The 15410-nt window shown below is 40.9% G+C and carries 20 protein-coding genes and 1 tRNA gene; 12 read left to right on the top strand and 9 right to left on the bottom strand.

Going from position 1 to position 15410, the window contains the following annotated elements:
* Nucleotides 1-96 precede the first annotated feature (96 nt).
* On the bottom strand, nt 97-540 hold the full coding sequence (locus J7I42_RS15030) for a carboxymuconolactone decarboxylase family protein (protein WP_209139646.1): 444 nt from the start codon (nt 538-540) through the stop codon (nt 97-99).
* 132 nt (nt 541-672) lie between these two features.
* On the opposite strand from J7I42_RS15030, the gene J7I42_RS15025 reads away from it, so the two are divergent.
* From J7I42_RS15025 to J7I42_RS15005, 5 genes are all read left to right on the top strand, one after another.
* Nucleotides 673-1059, top strand: coding sequence for a RidA family protein (locus J7I42_RS15025; RefSeq protein WP_209139645.1), 387 nt, complete (start codon nt 673-675; stop codon nt 1057-1059).
* 129 nt (nt 1060-1188) lie between these two features.
* Nucleotides 1189-1262 (top strand) — tRNA-Pro (locus tag J7I42_RS15020).
* A gap of 81 nt (nt 1263-1343) precedes the next feature.
* Nucleotides 1344-1670 (top strand): hypothetical protein, encoded by a 327-nt coding sequence (locus J7I42_RS15015; protein WP_209139644.1) that lies wholly within the window; start codon nt 1344-1346, stop codon nt 1668-1670.
* A 118-nt stretch (nt 1671-1788) separates the two neighbouring features.
* The gene (locus J7I42_RS15010; RefSeq protein WP_209139643.1) at nt 1789-3018 is read left to right on the top strand and encodes a site-specific integrase; all 1230 of its coding nucleotides are present in this window, start codon (nt 1789-1791) and stop codon (nt 3016-3018) included.
* A gap of 159 nt (nt 3019-3177) precedes the next feature.
* Nucleotides 3178-3399 (top strand): hypothetical protein, encoded by a 222-nt coding sequence (locus tag J7I42_RS15005; protein ID WP_209139642.1) that lies wholly within the window; start codon nt 3178-3180, stop codon nt 3397-3399.
* Between the two features lie 52 nt (nt 3400-3451).
* On the opposite strand, the gene J7I42_RS15000 is transcribed toward J7I42_RS15005, so the two are convergent.
* On the bottom strand, nt 3452-3808 hold the full coding sequence (locus tag J7I42_RS15000) for a winged helix-turn-helix transcriptional regulator (protein WP_209139641.1): 357 nt from the start codon (nt 3806-3808) through the stop codon (nt 3452-3454).
* A gap of 122 nt (nt 3809-3930) precedes the next feature.
* Here J7I42_RS15000 and J7I42_RS14995 point away from each other — a divergent pair, with 122 nt between their 5' ends.
* The 3 genes from J7I42_RS14995 to J7I42_RS14985 are packed head-to-tail and all read left to right on the top strand — an operon-like array spanning nt 3931 to nt 5233.
* On the top strand, nt 3931-4719 hold the full coding sequence (locus J7I42_RS14995; protein ID WP_209139640.1) for an SDR family oxidoreductase: 789 nt from the start codon (nt 3931-3933) through the stop codon (nt 4717-4719).
* 22 nt (nt 4720-4741) lie between these two features.
* The gene (locus J7I42_RS14990) at nt 4742-5065 is read left to right on the top strand and encodes a nuclear transport factor 2 family protein (RefSeq protein ID WP_209139639.1); all 324 of its coding nucleotides are present in this window, start codon (nt 4742-4744) and stop codon (nt 5063-5065) included.
* 15 nt (nt 5066-5080) lie between these two features.
* On the top strand, nt 5081-5233 hold the full coding sequence (locus tag J7I42_RS14985; RefSeq protein ID WP_209139638.1) for a hypothetical protein: 153 nt from the start codon (nt 5081-5083) through the stop codon (nt 5231-5233).
* A gap of 489 nt (nt 5234-5722) precedes the next feature.
* On the opposite strand, the gene J7I42_RS14980 is transcribed toward J7I42_RS14985, so the two are convergent.
* The 6 genes from J7I42_RS14980 to J7I42_RS14955 form a co-directional block, all read right to left on the bottom strand.
* On the bottom strand, nt 5723-6550 hold the full coding sequence (locus tag J7I42_RS14980) for a hypothetical protein (protein ID WP_209139637.1): 828 nt from the start codon (nt 6548-6550) through the stop codon (nt 5723-5725).
* 143 nt (nt 6551-6693) lie between these two features.
* Nucleotides 6694-7140, bottom strand: coding sequence for a DUF2231 domain-containing protein (locus J7I42_RS14975; RefSeq protein WP_209139636.1), 447 nt, complete (start codon nt 7138-7140; stop codon nt 6694-6696).
* Nucleotides 7141-7236: 96 nt separating this feature from the next.
* Nucleotides 7237-7371, bottom strand: coding sequence for a phosphatase PAP2 family protein (locus J7I42_RS14970; RefSeq protein WP_236065508.1), 135 nt, complete (start codon nt 7369-7371; stop codon nt 7237-7239).
* Between the two features lie 228 nt (nt 7372-7599).
* Nucleotides 7600-8442: a universal stress protein gene (locus J7I42_RS14965; protein WP_209139634.1), complete on the bottom strand. Its 843-nt coding sequence runs from the start codon at nt 8440-8442 to the stop codon at nt 7600-7602.
* Between the two features lie 7 nt (nt 8443-8449).
* The gene (locus tag J7I42_RS14960) at nt 8450-8626 is read right to left on the bottom strand and encodes a hypothetical protein (protein WP_209139633.1); all 177 of its coding nucleotides are present in this window, start codon (nt 8624-8626) and stop codon (nt 8450-8452) included.
* A gap of 23 nt (nt 8627-8649) precedes the next feature.
* A complete protein-coding gene (locus J7I42_RS14955) occupies nt 8650-8952 on the bottom strand; it encodes an HPF/RaiA family ribosome-associated protein (protein ID WP_209139632.1) in 303 nt (100 codons plus the stop codon).
* A gap of 153 nt (nt 8953-9105) precedes the next feature.
* On the opposite strand from J7I42_RS14955, the gene J7I42_RS14950 reads away from it, so the two are divergent.
* Both J7I42_RS14950 and J7I42_RS14945 read left to right on the top strand, forming a co-directional pair.
* Entirely contained in the window at nt 9106-11628 is a 2523-nt protein-coding gene (locus J7I42_RS14950) for a cation-translocating P-type ATPase (protein WP_209139631.1), read from the top strand.
* Between the two features lie 45 nt (nt 11629-11673).
* Nucleotides 11674-12309, top strand: a complete 636-nt coding sequence (locus tag J7I42_RS14945; protein ID WP_209139630.1) for a hypothetical protein — start codon at nt 11674-11676, stop codon at nt 12307-12309.
* Between the two features lie 101 nt (nt 12310-12410).
* Here the strand turns inward: J7I42_RS14945 and J7I42_RS14940 are convergent, their stop codons facing one another.
* Nucleotides 12411-13451, bottom strand: coding sequence for a zinc-dependent alcohol dehydrogenase family protein (locus tag J7I42_RS14940; protein ID WP_209139629.1), 1041 nt, complete (start codon nt 13449-13451; stop codon nt 12411-12413).
* Between the two features lie 258 nt (nt 13452-13709).
* Between J7I42_RS14940 and J7I42_RS14935 the strand changes: the two genes are divergently transcribed.
* Complete coding sequence (locus J7I42_RS14935) at nt 13710-14828, top strand: AI-2E family transporter (RefSeq protein ID WP_209139628.1); 1119 nt, start codon at nt 13710-13712, stop codon at nt 14826-14828.
* A 109-nt stretch (nt 14829-14937) separates the two neighbouring features.
* Nucleotides 14938-15372, top strand: coding sequence for an Hsp20/alpha crystallin family protein (locus J7I42_RS14930; protein ID WP_209139627.1), 435 nt, complete (start codon nt 14938-14940; stop codon nt 15370-15372).
* The last annotated feature ends 38 nt before the right edge of the window (nt 15373-15410 follow it).

Genomic DNA, 15410 nt, shown 5'->3' with positions numbered 1-15410 from the left:
GTTAACGAAATATTGGGGAAAAAAGTATTTGCCTTCTGGAGGCATTTTCACTACAACATATGCCATTTCAGCAACATATCTGCAGTGTGATTTTAATTACAGTGCGGGGTGCATGTTCAGTCCTACCCCAATGCGGTTCCAGGCATTGATGGTAATGGCGATCATAATGATCTGGGCGGTTTTTTCTTCGCCAAATACTTCAATGGCCTGATCGTACAGTTCATCACTAAGTCCCTGTTCGCTGATGAGCGTGATCTCCTCAGTGATGGCCAGGATCAACTGCTCCTCTTCGGTGAAGACATTAGGCGCTTCATGCCAGGCGCTCATTAAATAAATCCGTTGTTCCGTTTCGCCCAGTTTGCGTGCATCGTGGGTGTGTTGATTGATACAATAGGCACAGCCGTTGATCTGCGAAGCTCTTATCTTGATCATTTCCCGGTGAATGGGGTCAACGGAGGTAGTTCTGATATAAGTATCCAATGCGTTCATGGCTTTATAAGCTTCGGGTTGTACTTTACCCATTTGGAATCTTGTGCTCATAGCAATAAATTTATTTTTTCAGTAATAATTGGGAGCTGTATTGGCGGGACGGAGGTTAAAGTTATAGGTAAATGGAGTTAATGCAAAATGGAAACGGCGCGTTGAAGGTTAAGTTTACAGTATATTTAGTACATGAAAATGCAACTACACAATCCGGAAAACCTTTTTCCGCCTTATCGCAATTACAGTCATGCTGTACAGGTGAACGGTAGCGCCAGCTTATTGTTTATAAGCGGATTGAATGGGTATTTGTCGAATGGCATTGATATGCCGGAGGGATTTGAAGAGCAGGCTGAGCTGATCTGGCAGCATATGGGTGTCATACTTAATGCCGCAGGTATGAGTTATGCGCATCTTGTTTCCTTGCGTTTTTACCTGGCAGATCCATCGTATGATGAAGCCAATGTAAAAATGTTAATGAAATACCTGGGAAGCCATTCGCCGGCCCGGACGGTTATTTGTTGCCCCTTACTGGACAAAAGATGGAAGCTGGAGATTGAGGCGGTGGCGGCGCAATAAATATTTTACATTTTTTGTCATATTTTTCAGGAAATCAATTTTTTAAGCTACATTTGCACCCCCAAAGGCAGAATAACTGGTAGTAAAATCCCTTGTAAAAGAGGGTTTTGAAAGTTAAGATGTCGAGTTCGGGTGGTGGCGCAGCCCGGTAGCGCACTAGCATGGGGTGCTAGGGGTCGCAAGTTCGAATCTTGTCCACCCGACTTCGCCCGCCAAAGCTTTAAGCGATGGCGGGCTTTTTTTATGTATCTTTCCCTACTTATAAGGTCAATTGAAGTTTTTCCATGCCAACTTTCCCACCAAGAAAAGAACCAATAAAGAAAAAAGAACAGCTCTCTCAAAGACAAAGTGAGCTTTGGCATGCTTTAAACAAAAAACTTCCTGATGAAAAAATAAATAAGGCTGTAGAAAGATATCGTATCGCGCAGCTTTCAATGCTCAAGGCAAAAATTCATGAGGACAAGGACCGACAATATGAGAATAAGTCTCCGTTACATGACTTTGAAAACCTTCAAAAAGAAATTCTTGCCTGGACAAATAAAACAGTCGAAGAAATAATTAAAGACTTCGAGAAAAACTTTAATAAATTAGTTCCACCCGACGAAAGATAAAGACTTGAATTATTTACAGATAAGAGTTTCGGGGCTTTTTTCATTTAGTATATAGCATTCTGTACTCCTCGAAGAATCTACCCTCATTTGACCCTTCAAAACACATTTTGGGTCAGAAATGGGTCAGAAACTAAAATCCTCAAAGGGAGAAATCAGCATTTCCAACTTTCAGGGAAGGATCAGATTAAGGTGGCGGCATGCAGGAGAAAGATATTCTTTGAATCTACCACATGCTTACTTACCTGAAAATTTGCATCATGGTACTGTAAAGGCTACAGAAATCAAGCTAGACGTTATTAGGGGCTGTTTTGATCCTTCACTGGAAAAGTACAAGCCTGAAATAATAGTCAAACCAAAGGCATTTAAACAGGTGGAAGTGCCTGTTACTACTGCGAAAACTCAATCTCCTACTCTCCTACATGAACTGGTTACGAATTTTAATGACTGGTGTGCCAATATCAGGAATGTTGATATTGAAAACTCAATAGATTACCTGTATACCAGGAGATTGCTTGAAAAATGGGTGAATATTCCAATTGACCAAGTAGCTCAGAAGTTAAACGGTGAAAATTGGGCTGTTACTACCTATAACAGAAGATTAGGCTACCTCAATACTTTCTTTGCATGGCTTGTCAGTAGAAAAGTCATTGAGCTGAATCCTTTGCAGGATGTTTGTAGGAAACGGGAAAAGAAAAGGAAAAAGAACCCCAGGCGTATTCCATTGGAAGAAACAGAAATTCTGACCTTTCTGGAAGCCATTAAAAACAACACCTACTGTCAACCCTCTTCAGCAGTTAAGCATTCCTACTATTATCCATGCTTATCATTCATCTTTTATACTGGTGTTAGAAATGCGGAAGCCATTGGGCTTAGGGTAAGGCATGTTGATTTTGACAGTAAAACGGTTGAAATATCAGAAGCCTTTGCACGTACTATAAAAGGTACTAATCATGCAGCCAGAATACAGAAAGGCACAAAAATGGAGAATGTCAGGTACTTACCATTGACAGATGAACTGTTTTCTTTGCTAGAATACCAACTAAATGATAAAACCTCTGATGAATTTGTTTTTCCCTCACCTACTGGACTATGTATAGATGACAAGATGTTGCAACGGAGAGTTATTAAGCCAGTGTTGAAAGAACTGGGTTTTGATGACAGAGATTTATATGCTGCAAGACGCAGTTTCGGTACAAGAGCCATTCAGCAAGGAATGCCGTTAACTGATGTGGCTTATTTAATGGGACATAGTACTATTGAGACTGCTTCCCGTAATTATGTTCATGTAGGGAAACCTGCTATTGCATTGCCAGCAATTAATATTAACAAGAAATCAAAATCAAATTAATCGTTCTCATGCCACTTAAAGATTTTGGTAAGATAGAGTATGCAACTCACAAACTCAGTGAAGAAGAAATAGAAGACCCTTTTCTGGTACTACATGACTTTTTCACCTTTGTTCTCCTACCTGATATAAGACAAGAATTACTAGTAACCCCGGCGGCATATGGGTTACTTTTTCCTTATTCTTTTTGATAAACTCAAGCATCCGCTGAAACTCCTTTCGGCTATCGGTACTGGCGCTTTCATAAGTACCTCCAAAGAAGCCCATAATGGCAGGCCTAAAGCCTTTTCTTTTTTCGTGCCTCACTTAAGGGAATTATCAAACCAGGAGAAAGAAGAATTAATCCTGATTTTTAAACTTAAATTAGTGATAGCCAAGGCATAATTTTGCTCATTGATTATCAGGATATTTTCGATGGTTTTTAATCTAACGGCAGTTACTCAATTTGTTTCAAAATCACATTCCTCAATCGTTCCTCATTTTCGTCGCCCCATTGCCCTAAAGCGCTGATGACAGGCATCAACGTCATTCCAAAATCTGTAAGGCTGTATTCCACTTTAGGAGGGACAACTGGATAAATTACTTTAGAAATTAGTTCATGCTGCTCCAGTTCCTTCAACTGTGCGTTCAAAACCCTTCTCGAAGCATCGGGAATCTTACGTTGCAAGTCGCTTGGGCGCTTATACCCTTCGTAGATAAACCATAGCAAGCGGATTTTCCACTTGCCATACAGCACTTCGCCGATCAAGTCAAGGCCGCAGTTCAGATTTAAAGGTATTTTCCGTTCATGCATATTACAAAATTATCCCATTGGGTGGAATTGTGCAATATGGGATAAATTTATCCCTATGGGAATCGCTTGCCCCTACTTGCACAAAGTGACCGAATGCCTGAATTTTGCATAAAAAGATATTTATGCAAGACAAATTCAACGGCGAGCTATCAGGAAAAATTGCCCTGGTAACGGGCGGCACGAAGGGAACAGGAAAAGCCATAGCAGAAAGATTGCTGGAAGCAGGTGCAACAGTTATTATTACTGCAAGAAACACCCCCGAAGAAAATAATGAGAAATTGCGCTTCATTTCGGCAGATCTCAGTTTGCCCGCAGGCACTCAAAAAGTAGTGAAAGAGATTTTAACAAGATATGGAAAGCTTGACATCCTGGTAAACAACCTGGGCAGTTCCGAAACCCCAGGCGGTGGATTTGCTGTTCTGAACGATGAGGATTGGGAAGATACAATCAGGACTAACTTACTGGCGCCTGTTCGGCTGGACAGGGGATTTTTACCGCAGATGATAGAACGTAAAACCGGGGTCGTCATTCATATCGCATCCATTCAGGGCAGATTACCTCTTTACGATTCCACATTGCCGTATGCTGCTGCCAAAGCAGGATTGATCAATTACAGTAAGAGTTTATCAAATGAAGTTTCACCAAAAGGTGTTCGCGTTTTAACCGTATCACCGGGCTGGATCATGACAACATCAGCCACCCGGATGATGGAACGAATCGCAGCCAGTTCGAATACTACAGTTGAGCAAGCTACGCAAGGCGTTATGGACGCCTTAGGCGGAATACCGTATGGCAGGCCAGCACAACCAGAGGAAGTTGCTGAACTAGTGGGCTTTTTGGTTTCACCCAGGGCTGGTTACCTGACTGGTACTGAATACGTCATCGATGGTGGTACTATACCCACTATTTAATTATATTAAAAACGAAACAGCAATGAACTTACCGAAAGTTATTGGAGATCTGGTAAAGGCACAAAACGAATTTGATAGTGTTGCCTATGCCAATTGCTTTTCCGAAACGGCAGTGGTGTTCGACGAAGGGCATACACATACTGGGAAAAAAGAGATACAGCAATGGATTGCCAAAGCCAATGAAAAATATAAAACAGTGATAAAGCCAGTGGCCTATAAAGAAAAAGACGTTACTTCAATTCTGACAGCAGAAATTTCGGGAACTTTTCCAGGTAGCCATATCGTGCTGCACTACCATTTTAAAATAAGCAGTGGGTTGATCCAATCATTGAAAGTAACAGCTTAAAACCACATCGCCTTTTTGGGATACTCAATTCAAGGTTTTGGACACTATGCCCTGCGTCCGTTTGCAGAACTTTGCATCATAAACAATAAAATATTAAAATACAAAATGAAAGAAGTAATTGTAAGAGAAAATGAGCGCAAGTCCATCAGCGTACTGGGTGATCATTAATGTTCAAGCTTACCAATAAAGATACAGACGGTAAATTAACGATCATTATGCAACCCTTGCAATGATTCCTCATATAAACCTGACCACCATGATCTAACGTTTAAAACAGTATTATAAACCGCTGCTGGTGATTATAGGCAATTACCGTATTTATTTAGGGCTATAGGAATTATTTCACTATAGCCTTTATTATATGTTTAATTTTCTGAAGGCCAACTCATTTATATATTGGTTCGACATTTGTTCAGCCGCCCCGACTTAGAGGATGGTAAAACATCCCAAAGGCTTATAAAACGTATGTTTTATAAGCCTTTTTTCATATCATTTTGTTACAAGCAAATCCAAATGGTTTGTGAAGAAGAAAATTCCCTGTTGTGGGTGGTTAGCCAGCATAATACGGATCATGCAAAAAGTGCTGAAAAAAGGCAGCATGAAAAACTATTTAACCCCCGTAACCCAGACTCCATTGCATTAAATTAGTCATATATATTACCGATTTGCGATAAACACTGGCAACTTATGATCACGGATAACATCTGAAACAAAGCTCTTTTTAAGCAACATTGAAACCGACGACCGACCAAAAGATCCACTCACAAGAATACCGCCATCCCTTTCACGACTCCAAACAGCAAAATATTTCTTTGGATCTACGCCCAGTTTAAACAATATAAGTTCAGAATAATGTCGGCTACACAACTCCTCTATATTCTGTCGTTCCGGAAAATCCACATCATCGTCAGCTTCCGCATATAACAATACCGTTTTATTGGCAGTGAATTCGGGAAACAGATAAGCAAATTGTTTGATTGCATATACAGAAGATTCGCTTCCATCATAGGCAAGGATATTTTTTTCCGGGAAATTATACTGTTCAGGCACTATCAGTACCGGGCATTCTGAATTATGGATGGCATCTTTTAAAAACGCATTGGGTTCACTAACGCCTACATGTTCATAAAATGATTCACTGGCCAGAATCAGCAGATCTGCAAACCTAGTTTCAAGTTTTAACCCAGGTAATGCAAAATCTGTAAAATCCTTATGCACCCGGTATTCAATATTGTTTAACTGGCATAATGATTTAAAGCGTTCAATATGTTGTTCAATGGTTGCTGCATCCTCCTCTTCAACCGTGGGTATTACTACACCTGAACCTATAGCGGCGGAAGAATAGCTCCATAATGCTGAATAATTTATCTGTGGTAAAAAAACACCCGTAACCAAAATGGGCGATATTTCATTCATTCTACTAGCAAAATTGAAAGCCCCTTCACTAAAATTTGTTCCGTCAAAAACAAGAATTATCTTTTTCATTTGAATGGCATTGTTGTGATAGTATTTAATTCTAATTTAAGCAGGGGTGGGAATGACTCTGATCAATATACAATTATTGTTTTTGGATAGATTTCATTATTAGCAATAACCTATTGCTAATAATGAACTTCTTTCACTTTTTGTCATTGTTTGAAAACATGGTCAATCTCAGTATGTCTGATCTGACCACCCAGGTAACCTGTCCAGGAAGACATTCCTACGCATATAATTGAGAGTATTAAAGCAATGATTGATATCAGGTTGATTAATTTCGACTTCTTCCATAGCAAGCCAACCAGTGATGTTACACCCAGCACAACAATGACAACAAAAGTTATATTTGCGAACTCTTCATGTTCTTCAATAAGGTTTTTGCTAATACCCTGCATATTTTCAACCGTTTCCTCTGCTGCTTCCCCCGTACTAAAGGCAACAATTCCACCCAGTGATGCTATAAGCAAAACAAAATAGGCAGCCATCTTTGTATGATGGCTTTTAGTAGCCATTCCATATATTAACACCAGCGTGCCAAGAATGGAACCATAAATAGGCAAGTGAGTGATCATCAAATGCAAATGTGTAGGGTCCATATTCTTTTTCTATAAAGTTTCAAAGAATGCCACCGTTAAACAATGACATGCATCAATCCTTAAGCTGATCCAGAACAGTATATTTCATATTGGGTATTAAAAGAAAGGATGAATGGAGTTGGTTTTATGCCGGTGCAGCCACTGGTTGCCTTTATACATTAACCAGGCGCTACCTGCACCAACAAGAGCACCAGCTGCCACATCAGTAGGATAATGGACACCCAGGTACATTCATGAATAGCCAACTGTGCATGCCCAGGAATATGCAGGAATTGCTACCCACCATTTTGGACCAGGCTAATGTAAGCGAAGTTGCCCTCGCAAACGCTTCTGAGGTATGGCCTGATGGAAAAGAGGGGGCTCCTCCGGTACCTGCCGGCGGGCGGCAGAATATTATGAAAAGATGTATACTTATTTTACCAGTTAACAATCACAAAAGGAGTTTCAGTCGGCCAGGGTTCAGGAATGGTGCGGTATAAATAAAGGCTTGTTTAATTCTTCCATCAATATGTCGGCCATACTGTGCCTGAACCAACGGGAAACCATACCCCTGTTATAGGCGCCAAGAACAACCATCAATTGTTCTTTATTGTTTTTTAGATCACTAACAATTCTATTTTCTGCCTCGCCCCTTAAAACGGTGAATACTGCTTTCGGGAAATGACGTTTCATAAATTCCTTCATAAGATGATTGTCGGGCACATGCAGGGTATCTTCGATGGCTTTAACTGAAACAACCTCCACTTTCAGTTCAGGAAGACCTGCAAACAGGTAACTGAATGCTTTGATAGCATATACCGAGGCAGCTTCTCCGTCATACAACAAAACGGCCTTTTCAAAAGGGGTGAATTTTTTGGGAACTACCAGTACAGGGCATTGCACTTCGCTCAACAGATCTCGAATAAACCGTGTAGGCAATTTTTCTTCGTAATGGGTAAGCGTTTCCTTGCTTTCAATCACCAGCAGATCGGCAAAAATACTTTCATGCAGTAATTCATGGATAGCAATGTTCCTGTCATGATGCACTGCATAATTTACGCCTGCTTCCTCGCAGGCTTTGCTAAACTGTTGGGTAGCTTCTTCACGTGCTTGCTCATCGGATTTTTGCAACCTGGCCATCTTTTCTTCGTTAACAAACCCCCTGCCATCTACCAGCTCATATATTTTGTAACTGTGGTAAGTGAAATCATCCAAAAAGACACCTACCAGGTGCGATCCCGTTTGCTTTGCAATATGAACAGCATATTCGGTACTGCTATCAGAATATTTTAACCCGTCAATTACCGCAATTATCTTTTTCATATTGGCATTATTTATGGTGTGCAATAAAAACCGGAACGTTAATGGTTTTAATAATTATTTCGGCAGTGCTGGCTCTGAATAATCCAGAAAGCATATTTCGCTCAAAAGCTCCCATTACCACAAATACATTTTTCTTTTCCGGTAAATAACCAAACAATTCATCAGCAACCAGCACTTTTTTCATATTACATGTTTTTGTTAATTTGTTTACCAAATTTCAACCCGTTCTTCTTTTTTCCATCTTAATTGACGGGCAAGGTTTTCAATTACGTTATTGATCGCGTCTTCTATTGACTCACCTCTTTCTCTGCAGAACAAAGAAGTATTTTGAATAAATACCCGTCCTTCCATTTCGTATTTATCCTTCTTGTTACTATCAATTTTCCTTAAAAACACTTCCAACCCGGCAATACGGTTAAATACCTTTTCAAGACGGGCAAACCTGTTATGTAACAGTCTATCCAGACCCACATCCAGCCTCACATCCGGTGATTTGAATTTTAATTTCATAACAATATGTTTTGCTGATAAAATGTGTTTACTTTCTAAAGTTATTACCATTAAAGCGTGTCTGCCGCTGACATACATCAACAGACAGGATGATGTATGTCATTTTACCCGACCTTCATAATAAATACCTTTTGATTAGAAAATAAACCAGACATGTCAGGTAAAGTAACACGCGCAGAAGGTATAACAGGGTTATCTGAAAAGAATATCCCGGGCCTTCAACAGCAGCATGGTAAAAATATTTTTCAATACGAAAAACCCAGACAGCTATACCAGGTATTTATGGATATTGTCAGGGAACCGATGTTCCTGTTGTTGTTACTGGCTTGTATTATTTATTTTTTATTGGGGCAGCTGGCTGAAGGGTTTATGATGTTGATAGCTACCTGTTTTGTAGCAACCATTTCGCTTTACCAGGATATCAGAAGTACAAAGGCACTGGAAGCACTGAAACAATTTACAGAACCAATGGTGACCGTGATCAGGGATGGAATTGAAAAAAACATACAGACCCGTGAACTGGTGCCGGGCGATGTAATAAAACTGGAAGAAGGAAATAAGATCCCCGCAGATGCCATCATTATCCAGGCAAACGATCTAACGGTCAACGAGTCCATTATTACCGGGGAAAGTATTCCGGTAGAGAAGGATGAAACAACAGGCCACAATGCTGTATACCAGGGCGCCACTATTAACTCTGGTCTGTGCTATGCATCTGTATCAGCCACCGGCAATAGCACCGTATTGGGAAAATTAGGGAAAGTAATAACTGCCATTACAGTACCCAAAACCCTGTTACAGCTGCAGGTAAATAAGTTTGTAAGGCAACTGGCTGTTTTTGGGATAAGCGCTTTCCTGGTGATCTGGGCTATCAATTTTATCAAGACCGGCTTATGGGTAGAAAGCCTTTTGTTTGCACTTACCCTGGCAATGGCAGCCGTGCCTGAAGAAATACCGGTAGCGCTAACCTCCTTTATGGCCCTGGGCGCCTGGCAAATGAGTAAACTGGGCATCATATCCCGGCAGCCCCAGATCATCGAAAACCTGGGCTCTGTTAACGTCATATGCCTTGATAAGACCGGCACCATTACCGAGAACCAAATGACCGTAAAGGCTATCTATGATTTTGAAAAAGATGTATTGATTGATACAGGGCCGGAATGGAAAAATTCACTTGTTCTACAGTATGCCATGCTGGCCAGTGAGCGAAATCCTTTTGATGCCATGGAGAAGGCCATACAGGAAGCGAATATGCAATACATAATACATCCTTATTGGAGAACATTAACCCAGGTATATGAATACCCACTTCAGGGCCGGCCTCCTATGATGACCCACGTCTACAGCAAGAACAATCATTATATAGCTGCAGCCAAAGGCGCACCGGAAAGGATCGTACAGGTAAGTAATCTCAGGGACAATCAACGGCAACAAATCACCCGCTATGCAACGGAACAGGCCGAAAAAGGATACCGTGTTATCGGCGTGGCTAGCGCCATTCGTAAAGACAAGCCTTTCCCTGAAACCCAGGATGCATTCAACTGGCAGTTTGAAGGGCTATTGTGTTTATATGATCCACCCAGGAAAAACATCAATCAGGTAATTAAACAATTATATGAAGCACACATAGATGTAAAGTTGCTAACAGGCGACTATGCTGAAACAGCCGTAAATATTTGTAAGCAAACTGGCATAAAGGGGTATTTAAGATATATTACCGGCGACCAGATTTTGGCGATGAAAGAAGACGAATTAAAAAAATCGGTGGAAGAGGTCAGCCTGTTTGTAAGAATGTTCCCTGAAGCAAAGCTTCAGGTGATAAACGCCCTGAAAAACAATGGACATATTGTTGCCATGACAGGAGATGGCGTAAACGATGCACCTGCATTAAAGGCATCGGACATTGGCATTGCATTGGGTAAAAAAGGAACAGAAATGGCCAAACAGGCCGCTGATCTGATAATAACAGATGATGACCTGGGAAAGGTCGTGGAAGCCATCAGGCAGGGCAGAAAAATTTTCAGCAACCTGAAAAAAGCCATCCGCTATATCATCTCAATTCACATTCCCATTATTCTTACCGCCTCTGTACCTCTGTTACTCGGCTGGAAATACCCAAACATTTTCACCCCCATACATATTATCTTTCTTGAATTGATCATGGGGCCAACCTGTTCCATTTTCTTTGAACGGGAACCGGTTGAAGAAAATATAATGGCACTGCCACCTCGTAGAAGAACTATAAGCCTTTTTGAACAGGATGAACTGCTCATTAGTATCGTACAGGGTCTGATGATAACCACAGGGGTATTATGGTTGTATCACTTTTCTATGAACAATGGCGCTTCCATCAGCCACACCAGGACCCTCGTTTTCACCACCCTTGTCATCAGCAATATTTTCTTAACGTTTACCAACCGGTCGTTTATGCAAAATTTTACCAAAACAATTCATTATAAAAACAAGCTGGCACCTTGGGTATTGCTGATCTCGGTTTTATTTCTAATTGTTATAAACCTCGTTCCTGCCATACAATCAATTTTTGGGTTGTCAACCATTACTTTCACCAATCTATTGTTATGTACGGGTGTCGCTTTTGTTGCGGTTATTTGGTTTGAGATATACAAGACAAACCTGTATAAACCTGAACAGCCGTTTATAAGAAAAAAGCGCTAACAGGTTAAATGCGGTTAGCTTAGCTACCGAAATAATAAGCCAAACGTGAATCAAAAAATATATAAGATTGGTTTCTGGTCAGGGCTGACTGCCTTTGCTTCAGCACTGGCATATGTTATCGTGCAGTTACTACAGCTTGCCGGCATTCTTCATTATCCAGAGGATGAAGTTTTAATTTATGGGACTTCGCTTTGCATAGTTATACCATTTCTTCTTGAAATACTTGCACTTCATTACATAACACCGGACGAGAAAAAATTTTGGAGTCATGCAGCGGTTATCTTTTCAGTCATTTATTCCATTTTTGTCACGGCTAATTATGTTGTTCAATTATCGACAGTAATCCCTGCGAAGCTCAGAGGTGCTTCGACCGACATACATCTGCTTGAACAAACGCCTCATTCTTTGTTTTGGGATTTTGATGCGATAGGATACATCTTTATGGGTTTGACAATGTTGATAGCTATCCCAGCAATTGAGAAACAAGGCTTTCAGAAATGGGTCAGGATTTCTTTGTTAGCGAATGCAGTTGTTACACCGTTGATTTCATTTGTGTATTTTTCCCCGACTTATTCAGAGAATTTGTTAGCCCTGGGGTTTCCCTGGGGAATTACAGCACCATTGGCGATGTTGATGCTCGCAATCATGTTCAAAAAGAATAGCAAAACCAATTATACATGAGCAATCATTTATATTGCTGATCTCGATTCTATTTAATAGTTATCGTTAAAACAAAAAGAGTATGTACCAGTCCGTAATACTCTTTTTAACACCATATAACCCTACTCATTTACCAGGATCACCTTCAGTGTCTTCTCAACATCAGCATGTTGAAAAGTATCATATGCCTGTAGCACATTGGCTATCGGGAACCGGTGCGTGATCAGTTTGCCAGGCTCCAGCTTATGTGAGCATACTGTTTTCAGCAACATGGGCGTGGTGACCGTATCTACCAGCCTGGTGGTAATGGTAATATTGTGCGACCAGAGTTTTTCCAAATGAAGGGAGGCGCTTTTACCATGGACGCCTATATTGGCAATATGGCCACCGGGCGACACTATCGATTCGCACAGCTCAAAAGTAGCGGGTACGCCCACGGCTTCAATAACCACATCGGCTCCTTTATTACCAGTGAGTTGATATATACGTTTTATTGCATCCTCATTCCGGTTATTGATTGTTTGTGTAGCGCCGAATTGCCTTGAAACAGCCAGCCGGTTATCATCCTGGTCTATCATAATTATTTCGGCCGGGGTATAAAATTGTGCAGTGAGTAGTGCTGCCAACCCGATAGGGCCCGCCCCTACTATCGCCACTGTATCACCTGGCTTTACCTGGCCGTTAAGCACGCCACATTCAAAGCCGGTAGGTAGAATATCACTTAACATCACCAGCGCTTCTTCGTTGGCATTGTCCGGGATGTGATAAAGGCTGTTGTCGGCATGGGGAATTCTCACATATTCAGCCTGTGTTCCATCAATCAGGTGGCCCAATATCCAGCCGCCATCTTCGCAATGGGAATACATGCCCTTTTTACAGTATTCACATTTGCCACAGGAGGTAATGCAGGAGATCAGCACGCGGTCGCCTTTCTTAAAACCGGTGACAGCGGTCCCCACTTCTTCGATGACACCAACACCTTCATGCCCCAGGATCCTACCATCTGTTACTTCAGGCACATCACCTTTAAGAATATGCAGATCAGTACCACAAATAGTAGTTTTATTGATCTTTACAATTGCGTCGGTAGGTTTAATTAAGGTAGGCTTTGGCATTTCTTCCCAGTTCTTTTTACCGGGTCCATGATAAACTAATGCTTTCATAACACTCAGTTTGATCTTGAATAATTAGTGATTACCAATCAAAGGTGTTATTAATATTGTAGAAAAATGGTAAGAGCAGTCAATTGCAGTCATGACCCTCGTCATTACCTACTTATTGAACAGCCACATTTTGTTTGTTAACTTTTGCCTTTAACACAATTGATATCTCTCAAATAACCTGCCGCCATGACGAAATTCATAACGGTTACTGATAAATGTTTGGGAAAAGGCACAATACAATAGCTAGCTTTAAGTTGTATGGAAAACATGCATAATAACCACTACTCATTATTAAAGCCTCTGCAAATCACCCTGTTCGGTGCACTGTTGCTATATTTTGGCAGCACCTTGTTTATTCCCATTTGTTATGGGTTGCTGATCGCTGTGATATTGTTTCCATTTTGCAAATGGCTCGAACGGCATCGGTGGCCGCGCAGCCTGGCAATTACAGCAGGGCTGCTGCTCGTCTTTATTATTTTTAGTATTATTATCAGTTTATTGTTCATTGAGATCGACGTGTTACGGAAAGAGGTTCCGGAATTAATGGTTAAAGCAAAGCCATCGCTTGTGCAACTACAGCTTTGGATTGAATCTGCCCTGGGTTTATCAGTGGCATCGCAAAACGAGTGGTGGCAGCAGTTGTTGCATAATTTATCCGGTAATTCAAGTAATATTTTACAATCAATAATTGCGGCAACAGCGGGCGGATTATTCACCTTATTTCTGGTGCCCATGTATGCAGCTTTGTTTTTACACAACCGGGAAACATTTGTTCAATTCCTTGTTAAACTAATCGGCGGCGGCCACCGGCAACAACTGCAGGTTATTTTGGCAGAAACCATTAACACTTACTTTCATTTCATAAAAGGCATGGTCCTGGTTTACCTGATCGTGGGGGCGCTGAACAGCATTGGATTACTGGCGTTGGGCATTCCCCATGCCATACTCTTTGGCATGCTTACAGCTATTATGACCATTATACCCTATGTGGGCATTGTCATCAGCGCCTTATTGCCCATCTCTATTGCCTGGATCACAAAAGATTCCATCTGGTATCCCATAGGTGTAGTAGCTATTTTCACCTTTGTACAGTACCTGGAAGCGAACATAATTTTTCCTAAAGTAGTGGCTACCCAGTTAAAGGTAAGTACCTGGGCTACCCTGGTGGCTATTGTCGCAGGCGGTCTCTTATGGGGTGTATCGGGGATGATCCTGTTCATTCCATTTATAGGTATTCTTAAAATTATTACTGAACACATCCCGGAATGGGGAGCGCTTAATGTTTTACTGGGTCGGGATTTAAATGTAATAGAAGAGATCAATGTAAAAGAGAATCCGTCGTTTAAAAAGAAGAATATACAACAAGTTATAAAATGAACTGGTGACAAATCTCAACCTGGCATATGATGGTGATCTATGGCAATGGCTACTGGTATATTTAACTTCAACTATCATTTATTAATAACCAAAAAACAAAGGAGGATGTATGTCTACAAGAGAATTATCCAGAAGAGGGCAATCATTCCCGGCATTATTTGATGATTTTTTCAGACCATGGAATGAATGGTTTGGAATGGGAAAAAGCCTGACAACCCCTGCTGTAAACATTATCGATAACAAAAATCATTATGAAGTATCGGTTGGTGCTCCCGGCCTGAAGAAAAATGATTTTAATATTGATGTGGAAGACAATATGCTGACGATTAGTTGCGAAAAAGAAGAAAAGAAGGAAGAAAAAGATGAACGTTATACGCGCAAGGAATACAATTATACTTCTTTTCGTCGCAGTTTTACATTGCCTGAAGAAGTTATTAAAGACAAGATTGAAGCAGTATATGAAGATGGTGTGTTACGCATCATGCTTCCAAAAACAGAAGAGGCTAAAAAAGCAACTTTATCAAAACATATCACCGTTAAATGAGCGCAGTTGGCGTTGTTTTTTCCTAAGTCCCGCTATTG

The sequence above is a fragment of the Niastella soli genome, assembly GCF_017742245.1.
In the GTDB taxonomy this organism is placed as follows: domain Bacteria; phylum Bacteroidota; class Bacteroidia; order Chitinophagales; family Chitinophagaceae; genus Niastella; species Niastella soli.
This window is presented reverse-complemented; position numbering and strand designations above follow the sequence as displayed.